At 56.5% G+C, this 24,800-nt stretch carries 11 protein-coding genes; 4 read left to right on the top strand and 7 right to left on the bottom strand.

The window, feature by feature from the left end:
- Positions 1–9: 9 nt before the first annotated feature.
- Both Poly51_RS13255 and Poly51_RS13250 read left to right on the top strand, forming a co-directional pair.
- Complete coding sequence (locus tag Poly51_RS13255; protein WP_186775524.1) at positions 10–3,558, top strand: hypothetical protein; 3,549 nt, start codon at positions 10–12, stop codon at positions 3,556–3,558.
- Positions 3,559–3,621: 63 nt separating this feature from the next.
- Positions 3,622–4,455 carry a glycoside hydrolase family 16 protein gene (locus Poly51_RS13250; protein WP_186775523.1) on the top strand — a complete coding sequence of 278 codons (834 nt, stop codon included), beginning with the start codon at positions 3,622–3,624 and terminating at the stop codon, positions 4,453–4,455.
- Positions 4,456–4,509: 54 nt separating this feature from the next.
- Here Poly51_RS13250 and Poly51_RS13245 read toward each other — a convergent pair whose 3' ends face one another.
- From Poly51_RS13245 to Poly51_RS13230, 4 genes are all read right to left on the bottom strand, one after another.
- Positions 4,510–7,665, bottom strand: a complete 3,156-nt coding sequence (locus tag Poly51_RS13245) for an efflux RND transporter permease subunit (protein ID WP_146458206.1) — start codon at positions 7,663–7,665, stop codon at positions 4,510–4,512.
- Positions 7,662–8,876 (bottom strand): efflux RND transporter periplasmic adaptor subunit, encoded by a 1,215-nt coding sequence (locus tag Poly51_RS13240; RefSeq protein ID WP_146458204.1) that lies wholly within the window; start codon positions 8,874–8,876, stop codon positions 7,662–7,664. The genes Poly51_RS13245 and Poly51_RS13240 overlap by 4 nt, the downstream gene beginning before the upstream one ends.
- 696 nt (positions 8,877–9,572) lie before the next feature.
- Complete coding sequence (locus tag Poly51_RS13235; RefSeq protein ID WP_186775522.1) at positions 9,573–13,301, bottom strand: WD40 repeat domain-containing serine/threonine protein kinase; 3,729 nt, start codon at positions 13,299–13,301, stop codon at positions 9,573–9,575.
- A gap of 202 nt (positions 13,302–13,503) precedes the next feature.
- Positions 13,504–14,094 (bottom strand): sigma-70 family RNA polymerase sigma factor, encoded by a 591-nt coding sequence (locus Poly51_RS13230; RefSeq protein ID WP_146458200.1) that lies wholly within the window; start codon positions 14,092–14,094, stop codon positions 13,504–13,506.
- A gap of 754 nt (positions 14,095–14,848) precedes the next feature.
- Between Poly51_RS13230 and Poly51_RS31595 the strand changes: the two genes are divergently transcribed.
- On the top strand, positions 14,849–17,683 hold the full coding sequence (locus Poly51_RS31595) for a beta strand repeat-containing protein (protein WP_146458198.1): 2,835 nt from the start codon (positions 14,849–14,851) through the stop codon (positions 17,681–17,683).
- Positions 17,684–18,413: 730 nt separating this feature from the next.
- Here the strand turns inward: Poly51_RS31595 and Poly51_RS13220 are convergent.
- From Poly51_RS13220 to Poly51_RS13210, 3 genes are all read right to left on the bottom strand, one after another.
- Positions 18,414–19,706, bottom strand: a complete 1,293-nt coding sequence (locus Poly51_RS13220) for a Gfo/Idh/MocA family protein (RefSeq protein ID WP_146458196.1) — start codon at positions 19,704–19,706, stop codon at positions 18,414–18,416.
- Between the two features lie 147 nt (positions 19,707–19,853).
- On the bottom strand, positions 19,854–21,788 hold the full coding sequence (locus Poly51_RS13215; protein ID WP_146458194.1) for a MutS family DNA mismatch repair protein: 1,935 nt from the start codon (positions 21,786–21,788) through the stop codon (positions 19,854–19,856).
- A gap of 12 nt (positions 21,789–21,800) precedes the next feature.
- The gene (locus tag Poly51_RS13210) at positions 21,801–23,312 is read right to left on the bottom strand and encodes a hypothetical protein (RefSeq protein ID WP_246114472.1); all 1,512 of its coding nucleotides are present in this window, start codon (positions 23,310–23,312) and stop codon (positions 21,801–21,803) included.
- 172 nt (positions 23,313–23,484) lie between these two features.
- Here Poly51_RS13210 and Poly51_RS13205 point away from each other — a divergent pair, with 172 nt between their 5' ends.
- Complete coding sequence (locus Poly51_RS13205) at positions 23,485–24,762, top strand: hydrolase (RefSeq protein ID WP_146458192.1); 1,278 nt, start codon at positions 23,485–23,487, stop codon at positions 24,760–24,762.
- The last annotated feature ends 38 nt before the right edge of the window (positions 24,763–24,800 follow it).

Here is a 24,800-nt window from a genome sequence, read left to right as displayed (position 1 = left end):
ACGACAACCATGAACTATCCCAACACAAACTTACCCGAATCCGTTGGTCCCGATTCGCCCCAAGCATTGCTGGACAACGCACCGGAGCGTCGTTTTATGACTGCCCAGAATGATACCGGCGAAGCGCATGGCGAGTATGTGCAGATCGATGGAAAAGACTGGTACAAGATTTCGAACAGCCACCGGATGGCGGACTTCTTCATCAGCATTGTCAGTTCTAGCAACCACTGGATGTTTGTTTCCAGCAGCGGCGCCTTGACCGCGGGTCGACGAAATGCCGATTCGTCGTTGTTCCCCTACTATTGCAGCGACAAAATCAGCGATGCGGCGACCAACACGGGTCCCAGAACACTGCTGCGGATTCGCCACGAAGGTGGCCCTTGGTGTTTGTGGGAACCGTTCGCGACCGCCCCGATTCGCACCGGTCAGCGAACTCGTAATCTCTACAAAAACTCACTCGGCACTCGAATCTTGTTCGAGGAATTCAATCATGCCTTGGGGGTCGTGTTTCGGTATTCGTGGGCCACGGGGCATCAGTACGGATTCGTGCGCCGCTGTGAAATCCTGAACCAGGGCGAAGGGCGCATCGAAGTCGAACTGTGCGACGGGATTGAGAACATCGTCCCCAGCGGTTTGGGAAAAGACTTCCAGCTTCGGTACAGCAACTTGGCTGACGCTTACAAGAAGAACGAGTTGCTCAGCGAATCCGGGCTAGCGGTGTACTACCTCAGTTCCATTCCCACGGACCGCGCCGAGGCTAGCGAGGGCATGCAAGCGACGGTTGCGTGGCAAACAGGATTGGGAAACCAATGCATCGCGTTAAGCAGCGAGTCGCTGGATGCTTTCGCCCGAGGCGACGGATTGACGAGTCAACCCGATGTTCGGGGCCGCCGCGGCGCGTACTTTGCATCGAAATCGTTCGTCTGTGAGCCCGGGGACTCACGCACATGGAATATTGTTGCCGACGTCAATTGCGATCACGGAGACGTTGTCCAATTGCACCGACAACTCGAGTTGGGCGGCGACATGTCGGCGGAACTTGAGCGTGATGTGCAAGCCAACGAGGACCGTCTGCTGCAGATCATTTCGGCCGCCGATGGTCGTCAAGTCGGAGCGGACCAGCGCCGCGCGCAACGGCACCAGTCCAATGTGCTGTTCAATGTGATGAGGGGCGGAATTCCGGCGAACGGATACACGGTCAACGTGGCAGACTTCGAAAAACACGTTCGCAACGCCAACCGACACGTCCGAAATCGCAGTGACGGCCTGATATCAACTCTGCCGTCGACGATCCACTTTGACGAATTGCAATCGCGAGTTGCCCAGTCGGGCGATGCAGACTTGATCCGGATCACATGCGAGTATTTGCCGCTGTGCTTCAGTCGCCGCCACGGTGACCCCACGCGCCCTTGGAATGAATTTTCGATCGATGTCTGGGACTCCAGTGGCGACGCGAATCTAAGTTACGAAGGGAATTGGCGAGACATCTTTCAAAACTGGGAAGCACTTGCAGTCGCCTATCCGCGATGGATCGGCCCTATGATTTTTCGGTTCGTCAATGCGTCGTCGGCAGACGGTTACAACCCCTACCGGATCAGCAAAGACGGCTTCGAATGGGAGGTCCCCGACGATGACGATCCGTGGTCCAACATCGGCTATTGGGGCGATCACCAAATCATCTATCTGCTTAAGTTGTTAGAGATCGGGCGGTCGATGATGCCCGGCGTATTGGATGATTGTCTGTCGAAGCAGATCTGCACGTATGCCAATATTCCGTACCGAATTCGATCTTATGAAGACATTCGGCGTGATCCGAGTGAGACCATCGATTTCGATCGGAAGCATGCTGACAAAATCGAACAGCTTGTCGCTTCGATGGGCGCAGACGGCAAACTCCTAACGACCCAAAGCGGCGTCCCGTATGGTGTTGGCCTTGTCGAAAAATTGCTTGTGCCGCTACTCGCCAAGTTGACCAACTTTGTTCCCGGCGGTGGCGTGTGGCTCAACACTCAGCGTCCCGAATGGAATGATGCCAACAATGCGTTGGTGGGCCACGGTTTGTCGGTCGTGACGGCCTGCCATCTGCGCCGCTACCTGACGTTCTTGATCGATTGGTTTTCCAGCAGTCGCGAATCGCTTCCTTCGACGGTGATAATGTCGCGGGAGGTTTGGAGTCTCGCGAACGAAGTGAACGCGGCGATCGTCGGGAACGCTGCATCATTCGACGGGCCCATCGACGACCAAGCGAGAAAACGGATTTTGGATCGACTGTCGATCGCAGGGTCCAACTATCGAACCAATTTGTACGACAACGCACTCAGTGGCGATCAGGAAAGCACGACCCTTCCGTCTCTGGTCGAGTTCTTTCGAAATGCGAGGAAGATGATCGATCATACGATCGAACAAAACCGTCGCGATGACGGAATGTATCACGCTTACAATCTGTTGAGTCTGAACAACGAAACGGCCTCCGTATCGCATTTGCATGAAATGCTCGAAGGTCAAGTTGCTGTACTCAGCAGTGGGATTTTGTCTGCGGCGCAGTCCGTCGAGGTGCTCGATGCACTGCGTCACAGCAGGATGTATCGCGAAGACCAGAACAGTTACATGCTGTACCCCGATCGCGACCTGCCCACGTTTTTAGAGAAAAACTGCCTGCCGCCAGACCACGCGTATCAGTCACAGTTGCTAAGAAAGTTGGTTGCGGATTCTGATCTATCGATCGTCCGCCCCGATGCCGACGGCAACCTTCGTTTCCACAGCGATTTTCGCAACGTCGCTGACCTGCGTGTTGCGATCGATCGACTGCGAACCCATTCCCAATACGAAACTTTGATTGATCGGGAGCGAGAACTCGTCGATCAAATTTTTGAGGATACGTTTGGCCATCGGAATTTCACGGGACGTTCGGGAACCTTTTTTGCTTATGAAGGACTCGGGTCCATCTATTGGCACATGGTGTCGAAATTGGCACTTGCGGTTTTGGACCAGTGCGTCCAAACACGACAATCGGGGATCGAACCGGACAGCGACATTTTGCAACGACTGCACCATCACTATCGCGAAATCCGCGACGGAATCGGCTTGACCAAGACGCCGCCACAGTATGGTGCATTTCCCACCGATCCGTACTCGCACACCCCGCGAGATGCCGGCGTGCAGCAGCCCGGTATGACTGGTCAAGTCAAGGAAGATATCCTGTCGCGTTGGGTCGAGGTTGGAATTCGTATGGACGACGGAAAGCTGTCCTTCGATCCCGCCTTTTTCGAAGCCACCGAGTTTTCGGAAACCGATTCCGAACTTGAGTTCTTCAACCTGCACGGTAACCGAGAACGGTTGCCGGTTCCGGCGGGTTGCTTCGCGATGACCCTTTGCCAAGTTCCCGTTGTCTATCGACGCACGACCGACGGAACGAGTGGACTGGTGATTGCCCGGAACGGGGCACCATCACTGCGACGCGCTGACCTTAGCTTGACGGCAAGTGAAAGCGAATCGTTATTCGCTCGCAAGGGTGAAGTCACCTTCCTTGAAGTCAGCTTTGATCCCAACCGTGTTTGACGTTCAGCCGTGTGCTGTGTTTGCCCCTTTGTCACCCATCCATCGAAATTTATGAGTCTGAAAATGAAGTGCTTCTTGATTGTTTCTGTTTTTGTTTTTTTAGGCTTGTCGTCACAGTCGCTGACCGCACAAGAAGCGGTGCTCGAGCCACAAGTGACTGCGAACAAAGCGTTGAAATTGGTTTGGAGTGACGAGTTCGACGGCGACTCGTTGGACTATTCCAAATGGGGCGTTGAAGAAAATGCGTTTGGTGGCGGCAACAACGAATTGCAGTTGTTCACTGACCGAGAGAAAAATGTTCGCGTCGAAGATGGATACTTGGTATTGGAAGCACATCGCGACAATGCCAACATCAGTGGCACGGAACGCGAATACTCGTCCGCTCGGATCCGAACCAAACACCGTGGTGACTGGAAGTACGGACGAATCGAAGTGCGTGCGAAGCTGCCCATCGGCCAAGGAATGTGGCCCGCGATCTGGATGCTGCCCACCGACAACAAGTACGGGACCTGGGCGGCAAGCGGCGAGATCGACATCATGGAATACCGCGGTCAAAAGCCGAACGAAGTCCTTGGAACGCTGCACTACGGCGGTGTATGGCCAAAGAACAAATACTCAGGCGAAACGTTCGTGAAGCCAGAAGGAAACTTTGCGGAAGATTTTCACACGTTTTCGGTGGATTGGACGGAAGGGAAAATCGTTTGGTCGATCGACGGAAAGCCCTATCAAACGCAGACCAAATGGACGTCCGACGGCGGCGAGTTTCCAGCTCCCTTTGACCAAAAATTCCACCTGCTGTTGAACCTGTCGGTCGGCGGTAACTTCCTTGGCAATCCGGACGAAACGACACAGTTCCCGCAGAAGATGCTCGTCGATTTTGTCCACGTCTATCAATAGTGGCGACGGTTCGCGGGCTATCGGCGAATTCGAAACCTGTTTCGAAACAAGTTCTTAGGCCTGAGTGCGGTTGCCCAAAGGAAACCAGTACCATCTTGCAGCCGTTTTGGTCAGTCGTGCGATGTCGGCACCGGCCAATACGGCACAGGGTACCATGTACAGCGTGATCGCCGTCGCGAACAAAACGCCGAAGGCCAAGGACACGGCCATCGGAATCAAGAACTGGGCCTGGATCGATTCATCCAACATCAACGGCAACAATCCGACAAAGGTCGTGATCGACGTTAAGAAGATCGGCCGGAATCGCTTTCCGCCGGCTTCGAGCGCCGCGTCGATCAATGTCATACCCGATGCAGTGCGGCGATTGATGAAGTCCACCATCACCAACGTGTCGTTGACTGCGATGCCGGCCAACGCCAACATTCCAAAAATCGAAAGATACGAAGGGGTCAGGTCCAGCAAAATGTGCCCGACCAAAGCCCCGATGATTGCAAAAGGAACGGCCAACAGCACATAGATCGGTTGGACCAGTGACTTCAATGCGATCGCCAGCAATCCATACAGCGTCAAGAACAGCAAAACCGAACCGATGATCGTCTGGCGCTTTGTTTTTTCTGCTTCGGCGACATAGCCGAGAAACTGGTAGGACAGTCCGTGTCGGATGCACAAAGCATCCAGCTTCGGCGCCAACTCTTTTGAGATCCCGACGACATCCACCGCTTCATCAACAGGCTGAGCACCCAAGCGAATGATTTCCGCTCGATCGTTGCGTTCGACATGGGACGGTGCCTTGACCAGGCTGATCGTCGCGACCGTTTCGAGAGGGACTTCGGCGCCTCGCGGTGTCCGGATTTTGAGGCGATCAAGCGTATGCAGTGACTGTCTTGCTTCCAGCGGCAATCGCACCATGACACGAATGTCATCGACACCACGTTGAATCCTCTGGGCTTCTTCGCCGAAGAACGCCTGTCGAATCTGGCTGGCCAAGACCGACTGTGTCAGCCCCAATTCAGCAGCCCGTGGTTTCAGGCTGATCTCCAATTCGTCTTGCCCTTCGTTGATGTTGGCCCATTGATCCTTCAGTTCGGTATAGCCGTCGAGCATCGCTTTGATCTGGCGAGCGACGTCGCGTTTTTCTGGCGAAGATGGACCTCGCAGTTCGATGTTTAAATCTTCGTCGTCGTATTCGCTATCGCGAACGATGGACGATTCTGAACGCGTCTCGAACCGTCGCGCTTCGGGGATTTCACCCACCAACTCGCTCCATCGTTGCGCCAGTACGCTGTTCTTCGGGCCCGGGACGCTGCGATCCTCCGGTGGCATGACTTCAAAGGCCATGTAGCCGCGTGCTTTGTCAAATTCGGAACCGGGACGACGCGAGCCCGTCAATCGAACGACGTGCTGGACCAAGGATCGGCCGTTTCCTGGATCGACGAACTCCGCCTTCAATTGATCGAGCGCTTCAGAAATCCGAAGGACATAACGCTCGGTCACTTCGAGGGGCGTATCGGCCGGCAAATCCAACTTCGCGGAAATCCGAGTGCTGTCCACCGACGGGAACGCGACGAATCCCATCCGCCCACCCGCGCAATAACCGGCCATCAACATCGCCATCGCGATGAACGCCGCAATCACGGCAAATCGATTCCCGACGGCCAATCGCAGCGTCGGTTGATAGACGGAAGCAATGAACCGTTCCAAACCGGTTGCGATCGCGGATTGAAAACGCGCAAAGATCCCTTTCCCCGTTCTGCGGCGTAAGTGTTTCAAGTGAGCGGGCAGAATCAACTTCGACTCGATCAGCGAAAACAACAGCACCGGCGCAACCACCGGCGGCACCTGCCGTGCGTAGTCGCCCCACGTTCCATCAAAGAACATCAACGGCAAGAACGCGACGACCGTGGTCAGCGCACCAAACGTGACCGGCGTCGCGACTTCGCGGGTTCCTTCGACGGCGGCTTCCAACGGATCGACGCCTTCCATGATTTTGGAGTACACGTTCTCGCCCGTGACGATGGCGTCATCCACGACGATGCCTGTCACGATGATGAACCCGAATAAACTCATCACATTCGCGGTCAAATCGAACCATGGCATGAACAACGCCGCGCCGGCAAAGCTGACCGGAATACCGATCACGATCCAAAACGCCAGCGCGGGCCGGATGAACAGGCCGAGTATCAACAGCACGAAAAAACCACCCTGAAGCAGCGACCACGCAAGCGTGCTGAGCCGATGTCGAATCGCCAAGGATTCGTCGTCCCAAATTTCAAGTTCGATACCGTCGGGAAAACGCGTGCGGGCGGTACGGACATACTCGCGAACCTCGTTCGAAATTCCGAGCGCACTTTCGCCGCCCACACGCATCACCGGCACAAAGACGGCTGGCTTTCCATTGAAGAACAATTTCTGGTCGCCTTCGACGAATCCGTCGCGGATCGTTGCGACTTCGCCCAGTCGAACTTCGGCGCCGGCGGTCGATCGTATCGGAATGTTTTCGAATTCTTCTTCTGAATATGCCTGGCCTCGCGTGCGCACGATGAACGTACCACTGTTGCTGTCGATCGCACCGGCAGGAAGGTCTAACGAGAACCCGCGAATCGCGTCCGTCAAATCTTGGAAGCTCAAGTTGTATGCCAGCAGTTTGTCGACATTCGCTTCGATCGCGACTTCCGATTCCTTTTCACCACGAATATCAACGCGACTGATACCCGGCATCTCCAGCAAGTCCTGCTGTACTCTACGGGCGACGCGTCGCATGTCGTGCGGCGACAAATCGCCCATCACCGCGATTTGCAGGATATCGAAATAGTTTGCCGATTCAGGGATCAGCACACGAGGCGGTTCGGTTTCCGCGGGGAACGTCGTGATCGTGTCGATTCTCGCTTTGACGTCATCCATCAAATCGCGAAGATCTTTGCCGCGACTTGCTCGCAGAAAGAATTTCGCGCCGCCACGAAAACCGTCGGCATTCAGCGAATCGATTCCGTCGACACCTTCCAGCGCCGCCTCGACGGGAACAAGGATCGCACGCTCGACATCTTTCGCGGTCGCACCGCGATACTCCATGTCGATCATGACCGTGTTCCAGCTCAGCGCCGGCGTGACTTCTAGCGGCACATGATTCACCGCGACATAGCCACCGGCAACAATGATCGCGACCATCAAAAAGTTGGCGGCGATGCCGTTGATCGTGAACCAACGAATCACGGTGTGGCTTCCAACTCGGGCGGCTCGCCGGCCAGCGACACCGCGGCACTATCGTCCGGAATGATCTGCACCAAACTGCCCTCCGGTGCATAGACCAGCATCGACGTCGCCAGCATTTCACCGTCCTGAATCGAACCGTCGCGAACAATCACGTTATCAGCATCCGACCAGAGCGGATCGATCGTCAATGATCGCAGGGTCAGCTTGTCGCGGTCAATCAAATACACCTGATCGAGTCGTCGCACGGCACCGCGTGGAATCACCATCACATCACGAAGGATCTCACCGCGAACGATCGCGACAACCGGTTGACCGATCCGCAAAATCGCATGGTCAGAATGAAACGAAAAGGGATCGTCGATCCGTGCGATCGCGAACAGCTCCAACGAATCCGCGTCGAGCGTTCCTTCGGTTCGAACGATTTTCGCACGCCAGCGGGAACCCGACGATGCATCGATCGCGTCGCGCAGTTCAACGTCGACGGGCGGGTCGCCTTCCCTTTCAGGCAACTTCAAGTGTCTCAGTTCGCGGCTTGCGATCGGCAAACGAACCTCGGCGTAATCAATCGCGAACACATCACCCAGCATCGTACCCGGACTGACCAATTGTCCCACGCCGACCGACTTCGTTGCGACACGGCCGTCAAAGGGTGCATAGATCTTCGTGCGTTCCAAGTCGCGCTGGGCTTGGTCAATCGCCGAGGCGGTGATCTCGACTTGCGATTGGGCTGCAACCAGCGCCGACAATGTGCTGTCGAGTTCGGCGCCGGATGCGCTGTTCCGGCGGGCGAGTTCTTGGTTCCGCTCGTGAGCGGATTGGGTCAACGTCAAGGTCGCTTTGGCGAGCTTGTTTTGCTCGCGCGCGACCTGCAGCGCGGTTTGATAATCACGGTCGTCGATGTCCAGCAACAGGTCGCCGGCTTGGAAGAACGAACCGACTTCGAAGGCAACCTCGGTGGCGCGAATGGTTCCGGTGACTTCGGCGCTCAACGTCACGCGGTTGTGCGGACCGACAACGCCGTTGGTCTGAATTTTTACTACGAAATCGCTGGAAGCCAAAGACACGATACGACTGCGCAGTACCTGCTCCTCAGCCGGCTCGCTCATTTCCTCCGCTGGCTCGATCGACAGACGTGTATATCCGTAAGCACCGGCAACCAGGATGCCGATGGGAATCAAAAGTCGGACGAAGGCGGTAGCCAGAAACTTCATATCGAAACGGCGCCGAGAAGTGGCGGGGCGGGGACTTGGCGGGACCCGCCATTGTGATCGATTGTACGGAAACGTCGAGGGACATCTTTGACAGACTCGTCCAAAATGTCGTCACGGCCCTTCAAAGGACGCATCGATCGGCTCGGAATCCCAGCAAATCCGGCCGATTTGACGGCGATCATCCGTGTCGCAAAAAAGTCGACTAAATCTCGGTCGAGACGACAGCGAGCATGCTTCGGAGCAGGCCCGCTTGCCATGGCGTGATCAGGCATACTTGGCGTTGATCAACGTTGAGCGATCAAACTTCGCGCAAAGTTCGACGCCAATCAAAGTGGAACACTTGATCCGGACCAGTGGTCGAAGGCGAATTTACCTTCGGATGCTGAATCGTTCGACGAGAATGATGACGACGCGTTGTCAACATGGGAGCTATCCACGTTGCTCGCAAAGTACCGGATGAAGCTCGGGCTAACGCCGAAGGATTTACTGATGGCCCGTGGCTTATTGCCGCCGTTTGATCCTGATTTCGATGGCCCGGCACGATACAGATCGCAGCCAGCGAATCGAAAAAGGAGAACTCCGAGATGAACCCGAGGCTGGCTATTTGACGAAGGACGTTTTGCGCCAGGCCGACCGATACGGGTTCACCTGCGAGGGCCAGCACGCGCCGAAGTATTGAAGCTTGTTGCGATGCACTTAAGGCGTGTAGATTGACTCGCCGATGAGCCGTTCAAATTCGGTCGGCGTGAGCATTTTTATCAAGCCTTCGTCGGTTTCGATGTAATAGACCAAGTGTTTGTCGATCGCCTCGCGATCACCATTCAAAATTTGACCCGCCGGTGTGATGGCGATCGATTGGTTGCCCGGCAGTTGAACGCCTCGCCAATACGGCTGGAGCGTGTCTTCGTCGTAGTGGGCAAACGTCGAATCATCAAATCCCATCGTGAAGATCGGACGAATCGGATGCCGATCGGCGCATCGGCCCATGACGGAGGGATGGCTGTGCTTCTTCAGTAAGTATCCCGTGAACGCATCGAAGAGATAAATGTTCAGACCATCCGCAGCGACGTTTCGGGTTCCATCGGAATTCCACGTGTCCGCACATGTGCCTCCACGGACAAACTCACGTACAATCGAAAAATGATTATCTTGAAATCGGAGTACATAGCCGCCCTGAAGGTAAAGGTGACTGCCATCGGGGCTCCACTTCAGCTCGTTTCGCTCCCAATCTTGAATGTTGGGTAGGTCCAGTTCGTAGTGAAGACGCCAGTCACCTTCTGGTGAGCAGGAGTAGAGTGTTTTCCCGACGCGGACCGCCATTTGGTCGGTGTAAGGGCGAAAGGTGATACTTGGGACGTCGTCGCAAGGGATTTGCTTCAAGAGCATCACCTGGTCATCAAAGATTTCGATCTGCTTCTTCGCAGCGATAATTCCGGCAGCGTAGTTTCCAGTGCCGCTCCAGCAGAAGCCACTTAATCCTGGTAGCTGATCCGGCACCATTTCTTCATTCGGATCTCCGATCCATAGCGATCGTCTATTGGCGTCTTCGATCGCTAACCGCTGACCATCGGGATACCATTCCGCATGATAACTCCACAGGTTTTCGACACCATCAATCGGCGAATGTCGCCCGTCAAGGGTCCAAAGAGTCGGTTGCAATTCCCCAACCACCAAACGCTCGCCGCTTGCATCCCACCGGACCAAGCCGAATGATCCAGTGAATGTCTCGCTATTCTCTTTTGGGTTGAGGTCCCGGTCGGTCAAATGGAAACTCCGATCAGGGATCGCAACCACCCATTCGCCATCCGGGCTAACGTCGATATCGGTTGCACCTGGATTTTGCGGCAGGTCGTGAATCTCCCCCGAGTCCACGTCAGTGACGCTCCAAATGCTGTGTCCGATCGCGTAGATTCTTTTACCATCGGGTGACCAGCAAAACTGTGTTAGCCTACCGCCACGAGCGACCTGGACCGTTTTTTGGCGTTTACCATCGGGCGTGATACAGCGAATGCTGACTTGAGTGTCACCATCAATCGCACACAGAAACTCACCCGACGGACTCCAGTGGATCGCACCTTCCCCAGCCTTGGCTCCGACCGTCTGGGCATCAATTTTGCGAATCAGTTCCCCCTCGCGATCAAACAACCATAACGATCCATCTTCGTTTTGAGAGGCGAAAATTTGTCCGTCGGGGGACCATACTATCTTGCCCTGCGCGAACGGGTTCAAGTCGGGATGGACGACAGTATGCAGGATCTTTCCGTCGACTTGGTAGAGACAAACCAATCCGGCGGTGGCGGTCGCTAAAATCTTTCCATCTGAACTGAATCCGGCGGCATTGCATTGGTCCAGTGCGATCGGAATCGTGGGTTGAAGCGATTCCCCGACCAGTGTCCAGAGTGTTGTCGCCGATGCGTTGGGGTTGGCAACGACGAGGTGACGCCCACTGGAGTGCCAATCCAGCATTGGCCGAAACGATCCTCCTCCTCGACTGGGTAACATTTGGATCAGTTCCAAATTTTTCGCATCGTAGATTCTTACTTGGCAATCGTTTGTCAAGACGGCAAAGTGCCTGCCATCGGGACTGAACTTGACACTACCGCAACCGGCACGAGGCAGCCGTGTATCGACATTCCATCGCCGAATGCCCTTGAGTTTGGCAGGTCGCAACGCCAAACCCGGTAAGGACTCCATTTCGGCGAGTGAGTGGCTCAGCCAATACCAGTCGTCAACATCCGCCTCCGTTGTCGGCTCCCACGTTCCGAGTTTCGGCAATGGCCCGGTGGGGATTTTTGTTGGTAGTGCGGCTGCTTTCTTTTCTTTCGCACTCGAAACGACTGCACCCGATGGATCTGGCTTTCGCTCCAACCAGGCTTTCAGTGACGTCGTCGCACCGGTTTTGATCTCCAGCGGACTGTCGCCCAGCGTCGTCTCTAACTCGAGTCCAGCGCTATTCTTCAGAGTAAAACGATGGGTGCCGGGGGCGACACGAAAACGGATCTGTCCCGTTTCATCGGACTGATAGGTGACCGATTGATCGTCGATTTCGATCGTCGCTAGCTCGATGGGACCATCAAGCTGGACGACCACGGTGCCATCGTTGGTTTTAAATCGAAGCAGGATCGCGGCGAGAATGAAGAACGCCGCGAAACCACCGGCGAGAAGCCAGTTGCGAATTTGGGTTCCGTTGGAACCGGAGGATGTTTGTGAACCGTAGGCACCAGCCTCGGGCATGATCGATTGAGCCGTCGCACTCGACGAACCCGCGGCTAGCGCCGTCGGCTCAGTTTGGATCAATCGTTCAATCCGAGTAATCTCCGCGACAACCTCCGCGGCTGCTTGGGGGCGAGCTTGCGGGTCTTTGGAAAGCAGTCGCGTGATGAGCGCGGCGAGGTCGGGATGAATCTCCGGCGCAATCTCTGCGATCGGCTTCGACTCTGCGTTAACGACGGCGAGCAGGGTCGCGACCATGTTGCCGCCGGTGAACGACGGCACGCCGGTGGCGAGTTGGTAGAGCACACTGCCGAGGCTGAAAAGATCGCTGCGATGATCGACCGCCTGGCCTTGCGCTTGTTCGGGTGCCATGTAGCGCGGCGTGCCAACGATCGCATCGGTTTGCGTCAACAGCAGATCGTCGCTGGCCGCTCGCACCAATCCGAAATCAAGGATTCGTGCCCATCCTGATTTGGCATCGAGCCAGATGTTGTCGGGCTTGATGTCGCGATGGATCAAACCATGCTCATGGGCGGCCTGTAGACCGGCGGCGACTTCCCTACCGATTTTCAAGACCTCGGTTTGATCGAGCTTGGGGTGGTGTTGCAAATGCGATTGCAACGATTCGCCGTGCAAGAATTGCATCGCGATGAACGGTACGCCGCCGTCTTCACCGACTTGATAGATCGGAACGATGTTGTGATGTTCGATCGATGCCGTCGATTGAGCCTCGCGCAGGAACCGCTGCTTGGCGATCGAGTTCGACGCGATCGCTGGCTTGATCGCTTTGAGAGCCACCAGCCGTTTTAATTGTGTGTCTTCGGCTTTAAATACGATCCCCATCCCACCAACCCCCAAAACTTCCAAAATGCGATAACCCCCCAAGCGTCCGATCTCATCTTCCGCTTCGGGCGGCTGCAGGAAATCGGTTTGGGCGGACAAACTGACAATCGATGACGAGAACGCTGACCCATCGGTCTCATCGTTGCCGGCCATCAATGTCGGTTCGACGGCCGGGTCGGCTTTTTTAAGGTTTTGAAGGAATCGATCAACATTGAAACCATCAACGACTGGAGGAGCCTCACCAACGGTTTGCAGTCGTTTCGCGAATTCGCGCAGCTGACCGAACAGCTTCTGTGACGGTGGGTCCAACAATCCCACAACCTCGTCGTCGTCCGTGTTCGACGCCACCCCCGAAAGGATGCGGCTCATCGGGGATTCGTCGGATGGGGTGGTCGGTGGAGACATGCGATGGGACGACGCCAGGCGGAAGAGATGGTGTTCGAGTGAGTTAAAGGGAGAGGGCGTTACACGATTAGCCTCGCAGGATGCCGGTGTGTAGCCTTTAAGCGATCTTCAACGGTCCTGATCGGCTGAAGCCCACACACCAACTCCAAATACCCGTGACTCGGCGCTACGAGGCGTCGTCGGTCAGCTCCAACAAATCGCGGATTCGTGCGGTCAGGCGAAACTTGATTTGGCGAACGTTCGCGGTCGTTGTCTCATAACGATCCGCGATCGCCTCGAACGACAATTCTTCGGCGATGGCGTCTTGAAAAATGTCCCAAGTCCTTGGATTGACCGAGTTCTGGACGATCGTTTTCGCCGCGAACAACATTCGGTTGGCGATCTCCGGTGAATGTTCCGGTTCGTCTTCCAGAGGCGAATTGACAAAATCCGCCAATTGCTGTGCATCGAGCGTCGTCAATCGGTGCGGATCGCGGCGGATGTGTTGGACGCAGCGGTGGGTGATGGTCCAGAGCCAACTGCGAAAACTTGACGTCGGTTTGAGTTGCCGAAAACGTGCCCCGTACTGGATCACTGCGGTCAGCACTTCCTGGCAAACGTCTTCCCGATCCGCTGCGGGAACCTGCATTTGAGCGGTCCAGTGAAGGATCAGCGGGCTGTAAATCGTCGCGATCCGCGACCAAGCAACTGGACACCGATTTTGCAAACCACGAACGAGACTTTGGGACGTCGAATCGGAAGTAGCGAAGGTCGCCATCGTGCAGATCTCAAAAAATTCTGGAAACGCGTGTAGCGCTTGATTGCTTTGGTTTGGGTAGACGGCCTGAATACTAGGATCCGAGAAAGGCCCCCGAACGTGGTGGCTAGATTAACCCATGCGATTGCCACATGCCACAAGAGCGTCCAAGAAGAATCGAGGCCGAGGTCGTCGAAACCAGCATTGACGGCCGATTGAGCGCGCTCGATGGAATATGGGCCACCTATCTTTCTTAAACAGAGGATGGTCACTCGCCGTTTTTTCCACGGCTAAGTTTGCCGCCAGTTTTGCCCAAACAGCACAGTTGCACGCACACAGAATACCGTTTCCTTCCCGGGCCTGATTGTTGTGAATTCATCGACCCCGCAAACGTTGAGTGCGTTCAACGCCGTGTTCGATGGGCTTTTCCTTCGAAGGATGACCGATCACGGGTCATTCCTTTCATCCGACGAGCAAGATAGAGCGACTTGAGCAGCGATCGCCGAGACTTCCGATACAATCCGTTACACCGGAGCAGAGAACCGCACACGAATGAGTACTCATGATTGGGAACGCAGTTGGCGGTGCAAGAAGAGTGGCACCGGCAATTGCTCGCACTTGCCTACGGTTCCGGCTAAGCTACCCAATCATCCCGGTTCTTTCATCCTCCAGGTGATTTGTGCATCCATCAATCATTCCAAGTGTGTTTTCACCCCTGTCCTCCGGAAAGAAACGCGGCCTCCGTCGGACTGTTTGGTCATGGAACCGGTGTCCTTTGACATTGGTCGTCCTGACCGCGACGTGCTTCGGGTTGGCGGAGCGATCCCCGGCGGCCGTCGTGATCGAGCTCGGGACGACGGGAATCAATGGTGCTGCGGGCGCCAACCAAGATCCTGGCCAAGCCGGCGAAGACGGTGCTACCGGAGAAACAATTAGCAGCACACTTGCGACAGCGGATAGCGAAAATCGATTGGCGGTGACGGGTGGCACGGGCGGGACCGGCGGCGCCGGCGGCAATGCTGTGTCCAGCAATTTTGCTGGGGGAAACGGGGGGCGCGGAGGCGATGGCGGGAACGCGGAGGGTTCCGTTGATACGAGCGGCCCCGGTGTGGTGACCTCCTTCTTGAACGCCTTCGGCGGCGATGGGGGCCTCGGTGGAGTCGGCGGAACGGGTGGTTCAGCATCGACCGACGGGAATCCCGGAAATGGCGGTGACGGCGCGTCAGCAGCGATCTTGGCCCCTGGCATCAACGCCACGTCAACTAACAATGAGGCAAATGCCGATGCGTTGTTGACGGGTGGGAACGGAGGCGATGCAATCGCCGCCGGAGCGTCCGGCGGCAATGGCGGCAGTGCCTCCGCGACCGTTGCCAACACCATCGCGACGGGTGTCACCGAAGCCGATGCATCGGTCGTCGTCAGCGGAGGCGACGGTGGCAACGCATTAGGGAACGGGGCCTCGGGAAGCGGTGGTGACGCCACGGTGATCGACGCGATCGTTGCAACTTCGGCGGTCACGGGCAACACGTCCCTCTACCAAGGAGCCAACGGTGGATTCTCTGGTTCGGCAGAATCCGGAACGATGGGCATTGCCGGCGATGCGACCAACCAGCTGACCGCAACCAGCGACAACGCATTCCTTCGCGCCACGTTGCGGACCGAAGCTGGCGGAGGCGGCAATCGAGACAATGCAACAGGAGTCGCAGGTTCGGGCGGTGACGTGGTATCGATCGGCAGTTTTTCGAACTCCGGTGAAATTGTGGCTGACAATGAATTTCGCGGTGGGGATGGTGGTTTCGGATATGGGGGCGCGTCGTCCGGTGATGGTGGCAATGCGGTTGGCGATTTGACACTGATGTCGTCGACCAATGACGTCGACGCATTCGTTTCCGCGCAGGCTGGCGACGGAGGGTACAAAAATTCGGGCACCGGTCGCGGTGGCGACGGCGGAAACATCTCGTCCCATGTGACGGTCACCGGCGCGACGGGCGCCTTCGCGTTTTCCAACATCCAAGCCGGAGGCGGTGGGGAAGTCTTTGGGGCAGCGGAAGGTTCGGGAGGCGACGGCGGAACGGCGGAAGGTCTCATTTCCGCGACGACGACCAGCGGAACCGCGAGCGTCGAAGCGTTTTATCTCGCCGGATCAGGTGGCTCGGCTCAAGGATCTGGTACCGGCGGAAACGGCGCATCGATTTCAATCGACAATGCGGCGACCGCGATTAGCAATCAAGCCTTGGGGGACAGTACGGTTCTTCAAGTCGTTGAAGCCGGGACGGGAGGCAGTTCGCAAGACGGTGCCGCTGGCAATGGTGGAGCGGCGCTGTCCAGGCTGAATGCAAACAACACAAATCTCAACTCGGCGCTGATTAGCGAATCGTACGGCGGTTACGGAGGTGATCGAGATGGCTTGATCGGTCAGGGCGGCAGCGCCGGGAGTGCAAGCTCCGAGGCGACGTTGCGAAACGTCGGCACGGCATCGGTGGAAGTCTACTCGGTGGCGGGCTACGGCGGTGACGGCATGGGCGGTGCCTCCGGTTCGAATGGTGCCGATTCGCAAGCGATTGGCTCAAGCACCTCGCAGACGATGAACGCGACTTCCTTGACACAGGCTTATGGCGGTGACGGTGGATCGACCGACGGCCAACCGCAAGCAGGTGGTTTGGGAGGCAACGCGAGCGCAACCTCGTTTGCACAGACCGACGGAGCCACTCAAGTCGCATCGTCCAACGCACAATCCATCGCCGGCTATTCCGTTTCCGAATCCGGCGACGTTCTGTCCAGTCGCTCAGGTGCCGCCGACGCATTTGCAACCAGTATTTCGACGGGCGGGACGGCCACGTCGATCGCCGTCGCCGAAGGCAGGGTGTCGCGTGCTGTTTCGATTGCCGACGGCATCAATGGCGACGCGACCGCCACCAGCGGTTCGGCCGGAACCACATTCGGTATCCCAACACTGGATTCGGTTCGCGTGACCAACACTGTGACGGCAAACGTGGGCAGCCAAAGCCGCGTCGAAAGCTATTCCGCGGTCGATGGCACCCCGTGGTCCGCCGCCGACGTGGCCGGTGCAAATGCGTTCTCGCTGTTAACGTTTTCACCATCAACCTTTGATGTCACGGCAGAGCTGGCAACCCAACCCAACATCCAAAACGCAATCAATGTCAATGACGTTCTTGGGATCGGTGAATTTGGTGGCGGCTATCCGACGGACGGTTCTGGAGTTCACACATTCTCAACGCTTCTCGAGCTTGAATTGACTGACGGAACCTTTACCGGGCGAGACGCACTGATCGGTTTTTACGATTTCTCGTCCACCGGAAACGGCTTCGAAAGCCTGATGCTTTCCATTAGCGCCCTTCAGTTCAATGAGACGTGGACGTTCACGGATCTCACCACAGCCGAGTCATTCTTCACGGACAATCCATTGTCGCTCGGTTCGCTTGCGGGCAATGGTGAGAAACTACAAATGCAAGTGGACTGGTCATCGAGTCGAGCATCCGATGGATTCTCGGCAAGCTTCGCGATCACCGCGGTGCCAGAACCAGGCCAATTCCTGGCGATCCTGATTGCGTTTGTCACTCTGTTCCGGGTCAGACGCCAGCGAGCCTAAGCCCGTCGGTTCTCGTCGGTAATCTGATCTACACAGCCAATGAAGATGGCACGTCATTCGTCTTTAAAGCCAACACGGAACGATTCGAAAAAGTCGCCGAGAACCAGTTAGGCGAAAGCGTCTTCGCGTCACCCGCGATCTGCGGAAACCAGATCTTCACCCGAGTAGCGCATTCCGAATCCGGCCGCCGTCAGGAATATCTGTACTGTCTGGGTAAGTGACTTAGCGATCGGTACAACCGAGAGGCGACTGATTGCTTGTCAAACGAATGTGGTCAAACGAATAGCAGGCTGAATGTCATGATGGGACCGGTAACTCATGCGAAGCAACTCGACGCCGCGATTGAGGAATGTGAGTTGTTTCCTGAATCCTTAGCACAAGACCCAGCGTTGCCCATTCGTTTGCCTCCATTCGCTTGACATCGCCATTTTTGCCTGTCCCTTTTTGCTTTTTTGAGGTTGGCGATGGACGGTGACGATTCATCGAAACGATCCTTCCGTGAATCAACTCGATCTGCCCGTGTGTCTGATTGAAACCACCGGCTTCGACGAGCGTTTCATATTGCTCGGTCATGATCGGAATCGTCAGGGGCTCGTTCAGGACGGGCAGGTTGGAAGAAACGGCGTCTGACATACCCGCATTTTAGTTGACCCGGCGTGGCGGAACAATTGATCCCGCGAACGCGACAAATCGGTTCCCGCAAACACGCCCGGTAAAAGTTGCTTAAATTTTAGCCGAGGCTGTAGGGGGCTCGATATTCTTTGGTCAGCCACGCTGCGGCTTCGGGATCGTCCACGATCGTTTCAGTTTCAGGATTCCACTGGATCGTCTTTCCGGTCCGGACGGCGATGTTGCCGAGATGGCAAACCGTGGCGCTGCGATGCCCGATGCTGATGTCGGCAACCGGCTTGTTTCGCGTTTTGACGCAGGTCAAAAAGTTGTTGACGTGATCCACGTTCGCTTCGGACGAACCGATCTTGGGGACTTCGATGCCTTTCAATAACTCAGGTGGATTGGCAACGATGCCTCCCCGATAAACGAACAGGCTTCCCTTTTCGCCAACAAACTCGGTTCCTTGTTCTTTGCCTGGGGTGCCCGGTACCTGGCGGCAATTCAACACGACCCCGTCGGCATACTTGTAGGTGATGTCGGCAGAATCCGGAGTCTCGTACCAGCCATCGGGATTGAATACAGCCTTGCCTTCGACGCTAACGGGACCGCTACCGTCCATCCCCAGCCCCCACTGGGCGATGTCGAGATAGTGGGCGCCGAAATTCGTTTGTTGACCGCCGCTGTAGTCCCAGAAGAATCGAAACAGGTAGTGAACGCGATTCGCGTTGTAGGCTCGTGCCGGCGCCGGGCCCAACCAACGATCAAAATCAAAGCCTTCCGGCGGCGCACTATCGGGAACTGGTTTCTTGGCTCGATCGATCCAATTCGGACCGGGCAGTGTCACGTTGACTTCGCTTGCTTTTCCGAGCAAACCGTCGCGGACCAGTTTGACGGCCAGATTGAATTCTTTTCCGCTGCGTTGCATCGTTCCCGTTTGAACAACGCGACCGTGTTTTCGAGCGGCATCGATCATTGGCTTTCCCTCGCCGATCGCCAACGTCAAAGGCTTTTCACAATAGACGTCTTTTCCCGCTTGGCATGCTTCGATCGTCATCAGTGCATGCCATTGATCGGGCGTCGTTACCACAACGGCATCGATGTCCTTCGAATCCAACAATCGGCGATAGTCGTCAGTCATCACTGCCGAACGATTCGCTTCCTTCTGAAGAAACGCGCCGGCTTCGGCGAGATAGGTTTGATCCAGATCACAAAGTGCCTCGATGTTTCCGAGGAAGTACTTCATGTTGTTCTTGGGTCCGCCTTGATTTCCAACGCCGATCATTCCCACCCGGACGCGCTCGTTGGGCGATTCGGCGGCGAACGTTGCCCGGTAACTCTTGGCAGTGATTCCCATGAACAGCCCGCCGGCAAGTGAAGTTTGTAAGAACGAGCGACGAGTGGTTTGTGACACGGAAGTGACTCCAAAAAATGAGCTTGGAAACAAATGATGCGATTGAGAATTCTACTCGCTTGCGATTCGTGCCGATACTTTTGACGAATTAATTCACAACATCCTCAGGACGATGACGCATTCAGTTGAGTTGTGACGCGGCAATGGCTACTTCCCGAGTCCCACCATTTCCAGCAGCCGCAGTGCATTTGTCGTCGGCGAGACGCCTTCTCGCATCTGATAATCGAACGTCATCTGTTCGTTGCCCTCAGCATCCGGTCGGATGGTTTCGCGGAAGTGGACGGTCGTCGCGATGGATTGCAATTCGGGTTCGTCGGCCAATTCTAGATCGTGCGTCGTGATTGCACCAATGGATCGTGAATCCATCAAATGTCGTAGCACTTGGACGACGGCAATTTGACGCTCGCGGCTGTTCGTTCCTTGCAGAATCTCGTCGAGCAAAAACAGACACACACGATCGTTGATCTGGGCCATCCGGCGAGCCTGGTCGACGACGCTTTTGAGTCGTTTCAGTTCGGCCATGTAAAACGAAACGCCTTGGCTGACGTCATCGCTGACACGAATGCTGGTGGCCAACTCGACAGAAGCCGTTTCCAATGCGCCGGCGCAAACCGGTGCGCCGATGCCCGCCAGCGCGACGTTCAACCCGATGCTTCGCAACATCGTGCTCTTCCCTGACATGTTGCTGCCGGTGACCAACAGCAATGTGCCCGGCGGACCGACTTGAACATCGTTGCGAACGCGATCACCGTCTTTGAGCAGCGGATGGCCGATCGCTTTCGCCTTCACGACTGCCGTGGACGCGTCACGGTGCCATGTTGCGTGGCCCCAACCGGGATAGTCGTCGCGGAGTGCTGCGATCGAAACAAGAGCTTCCAATTCGCCGAGCGCGGCAAACCAACTCGCCACTTGATCACGATAATGCGACTGCCATTGTTCCAAACGATCGAGGACCCATACGTCCCACAATCCGAACGCCTGCAGTGGCAAGTAGAGCAAGAACGTTCCTGCCGACTGGCGCAATCCGCCCGCTTTGGCGACACGTTGCAACGACCGCATTCCCTCGACCGCGCATCGATCGCCATCCACCATTTGATTTCGGATGCGTGACAGCACGCTGGCATCGGACGCATTCGATTTTGGTAGCCAATCAGCGGCCGAAAAAATTTCTTCGTAATCACCGACCATGCGTCGGTTCGCCATCGCAATGGAAAAGATCCCGTGTGCCGGTCCTAAGACAGTTGTGGTGATCAACAAGTTGATTGCGATCAGTGCAATCAGCGCCACTAAGGATGCTTTGAAAATCACGGCCGGCACCGACAACGCGCTGCCCAGCACCAGACCCAGGATCAACAGGATCGTGATCACGGTGGAAGCCTTGGCCCACGCTTTCAGCCAACCACGATGGGTCAGCCATGTGTCGCCGGTCGCCCAATCGGTGAAGTGTTCGGGATCGCCGGTGCTGTCGCCGACCTCGCGTGCCAGCGTATAGAAACGAAGACGTTGTTCGCGCATCGGCGCGAGCGCGTCGACCGCTTCGGCCCTCTCTTGGGCAACCTCGGCTACCGCGGGTCCCGACAACCAATCGGCCAACGTGCGAATGCCCGGCGTTGTCGCCGCCATCGAAACCAAATGAAACAACGACGCCCGCCCCAGCAGGTCCAGGTCGCCGGCGACCTCGCGTCGGTGACCGGCCAATTCAACAAGGCTCAATTGATGAGTCAATCGTTTCGTCGCCAACGCTTCCCAATTCCGCTGCAGTCTCGCGATCAGCCGTTCGAACACACTGCGATGTCGTTTCAGTTCATCGATCGAGTCACGGATCGGTTCGTTCATTGTGGCGACGACAAAGAACGCCGCCAACATCAACCAACCGATCCATCCCGCACCGGCGATGCCGTCGCTGGTGTAACCGACAATCCAGAAGACGATCGCACCTAGGAAAAGCACGACGCGAAACTTTCCCAGCAACCGGTCCTTTGCAACCAACGCATCCGACTTTGCCGTGATGGTTTCCAGCTGCGATTGGTACCGCGCGACGGCTTCTTCGGCCCCGTGCGAATCGATGGTTGGCTCGTTCACGAGATTCCGTTCCTATGTTCCGGCTGCAAAGCCCGCGACCGTCGAAGTGGTTTTACCGCCAAGCCGTCGCCCGCCGGTCATCACGACTTTGGTTGCGATACGGTCTTGCAGGTTTGGACGAAACACCGCCAAAAGCAACAACGGCAAGAACCAAGCGATGTACAGTCCACCGCCATATCCATGCCAAAACTGGGCCGCCACCATCAGTGCCGCCGAACCACTGATCAATGTTCCGAGATTTTTTTGTGCCGGCCAAATCGCGAAAAAGACGCTCAAGATCACGAACGCAACGATCACCGGCAGTCGCCAGATGGGTTCCCAACCAAGGCTCCAAAAACCTTGCAGCCCGATCGAATCGCGATTCGGATTGAGCAACCCAAACATTCGCCGCAAATGTTCCGTCAGGGAAGCGGTATCATCGAACGAAAGCGCCACCATCAACAGGGCGAGCACGGCGATGACGCTGATCCCAAATTGCTTCGCACCCCGTTGCCAATAGAAACTGAACCAAAGCGGCAACAGGAACAGCGGATAGTAAACCAGTCCGCCGGCCAGCCCCAAGAATATCCCTGCGATCAAAGGACGGCGGTACGACAGCACCGCCCACAATAACAGTGCCGCGGGCAACGCATGATCGACACGACCCGTCATCTGCGCCGTGTAAGGCAGCATCAAGTACAGCGTTGCACAACCGACGCCGGCGCGAATGTTGGCGAAATGCCGATTGCCGATCAACACGATGCCCGTAACGATGGCCAAGTGAGCCGCGATCGCCAACGCCTTTGCGATGGTCGCCAGACGAGTTTGCGACGGCGTCAATTCGGATGCCGCCAGCATCTCATAATCCGATGCGCCCCCCGGCGCCTCGCTGACCGGTCGGGTCGGGATCGCCGGCAACATGTTGATCATTGGGTATCCAGGTCCCAGCGCGGGGCCTTGCGTGATCTGGATCCGCGAATCGCTGGTGACGACGTTCGCCATCATGAAGATGAACAACGAAATGCCAATGAAGGTCAATCCGCCGCTGGTCAGGTTCGGGTCCAATAGTGGCCGACGAACCATCAGCGGATCCAACATCAACCGCACAAGCAAGAACGCTTCGACGATGAACAGGTAGATAAATCCCCAGCGTTGGATGTCGCGCGGACCGAGTTTGGTCGCTTCCGCCGCCTCTTCTTCAACGGTCGCTCCGTTGCGCTCCGCTTGCATCAGCGCCAGCGCCGGCAAGGTCGACGCGTACGCCTTGATCATGTCGATGTCAGAGAAAGGTGGATCGGTTGATTCGGCAGAAGTCGTAGAACTCTGATTGCTGGATGCCATCGTTTCGGACTGGATCAATTGACGACGGTAACCTTCGTGTACGATCAACAACCCGGGTGCCAGCAAGATCAACAGCAGAATGTCGAGATTGCGGATGCTCCAGAACCGGTGGAAAACAAAGTACAATCCAATGGTCAAGAACGACGACAAGTAAACCCAAGTCGTCGGGTCGGGCCGTCTGTAGTAGAGAAGGATCTCGCCCATAAATTCTTTGGCTTTCGCCGCCGCTATCGCCGAACAAACCTTCGGCCTTCTTCCGGCGGATCGAAGTCCAACCCCGTGATAAAAGTCGAACCGAAGCCGTGAAGTCTAGCAGAAACAAGAAGTCTATCAGAATAACCGATCGGGCGGACCTGAGAACCATGGCGAGATTTAAATGAGCGACGGTCTGGCAGCGAGTTTAGAACCTGTTTTCGCACGGATCCGCAACCAAAAAGTGGCTGCCGTCAACGAATTGATCCGGTGGTGCGACCAGAATTCTTGGTCGCTCGATGTAGTGGCCCTGCGCGAGATGGCGACGATGTTGGTCGACGACTTCGGTGCCGCAGGTATCCGGCTCGAACGCACCGACTTGCCCGAATTGAAGCTCTTGGATGACACCGAAGCTTGGCGTCGCCAACCGACGGGGCCGCTTTTGCAGTGGCATCACAACCCGAACGCCCGACGACGCGTCCTGTTGATGATTCACTACGACACCGTCTACCCGGCATCGGCTGGACCGAATCGATGCGTTCGATCGTCGATGCGGATGAACCCGTCTGGCGGCGAGGTCGACTCGCCAATCGACGCGCTGATCGGTCCCGGAACCGCCGACGCGAAGGGAGGCATCGCCGTCATCAAGTTGGCAACCGAGGCAATTTTGTCGTCGGGATTGGTGAACGACATCGGGATATCGATCGTGCTGAATCCTGATGAGGAAATCGGCACGACGGCGTCCGGCGAAACCCTTCGTGCGATGGCAGGTTCCTACGAGCAGGCGCTCGTGTTCGAGCCGACGTTGCCCGATGGATCTCTAGTCGCCAACCGAAAAGGATCGGGCAACTTTGTGTTCGTCGTTCGAGGACGATCGGCCCACGCCGGTCGCAATCCCGAACAGGGACGCAATGCGATCGTGCATTTGGCAAGCCTGATCCCCGACCTGACCCAGATGCACGATCCCACCGCTGGCGTCACCGTCAACGTCGGGCGAATCGTCGGCGGCGGACCGCTCAATCAAGTACCCGATCATGCGGCGGTTCAACTGAACATTCGCGTCAACGACCAAGCGGCGCGGCATCGGGCCGAGCATGCTTTGGCGGACATCGCCCGGCGATTCTGTCGCGATGAATACCAAGTCACCTTGCAAGGCGAGTTTCATTCGCCACCCAAGCGGGTCGACGGTGCCATACAACGGGTCCAGCGGGCGGTCGAACGGGCGGCCGCGTTTTCGGGGCGAACCGTGCGATGGGCCGACACGGGCGGCGCGTGCGACGGATCGAAATTGGCCGACTGGGGACTTCCCAACGTCGATACGATGGGCGTTGCAGGTGGCGGTCTGCACAGCCCCGACGAGTTCTGTGACCTCGACGCGATCGTGCCGGCCGCCGCCACGGTTGCCGCGTTCCTTGCCGGCTTTGCCGAAGATGATTCCACGGGCGATCCCGTTGGCGGCTGAACCTTTCCGCGTCCAAGCGTTACTATATCGGTGACTCT

Source organism: Rubripirellula tenax, from assembly GCF_007860125.1.
GTDB lineage: Bacteria > Planctomycetota > Planctomycetia > Pirellulales > Pirellulaceae > Rubripirellula > Rubripirellula tenax.
This window is presented reverse-complemented; position numbering and strand designations above follow the sequence as displayed.

Bases quoted from the DNA above. Each gene is read 5' to 3' on its own strand.
- Poly51_RS13255 (WP_186775524.1), top strand. From the start codon at position 10: ATGAACTATCCCAACACAAACTTACCCGAATCCGTTGGTCCCGATTCG.
- Poly51_RS13250 (WP_186775523.1), top strand. From the start codon at position 3,622: ATGAAGTGCTTCTTGATTGTTTCTGTTTTTGTTTTTTTAGGCTTGTCG.
- Poly51_RS13240 (WP_146458204.1), bottom strand. From the start codon at position 8,876: ATGAAGTTTCTGGCTACCGCCTTCGTCCGACTTTTGATTCCCATCGGC.
- Poly51_RS13235 (WP_186775522.1), bottom strand. From the start codon at position 13,301: ATGAGCCGCATCCTTTCGGGGGTGGCGTCGAACACGGACGACGACGAG.
- Poly51_RS13230 (WP_146458200.1), bottom strand. From the start codon at position 14,094: ATGGCGACCTTCGCTACTTCCGATTCGACGTCCCAAAGTCTCGTTCGT.
- Poly51_RS13210 (WP_246114472.1), bottom strand. From the start codon at position 23,312: ATGGGCGAGATCCTTCTCTACTACAGACGGCCCGACCCGACGACTTGG.
- Poly51_RS13205 (WP_146458192.1), top strand. From the start codon at position 23,485: ATGAGCGACGGTCTGGCAGCGAGTTTAGAACCTGTTTTCGCACGGATC.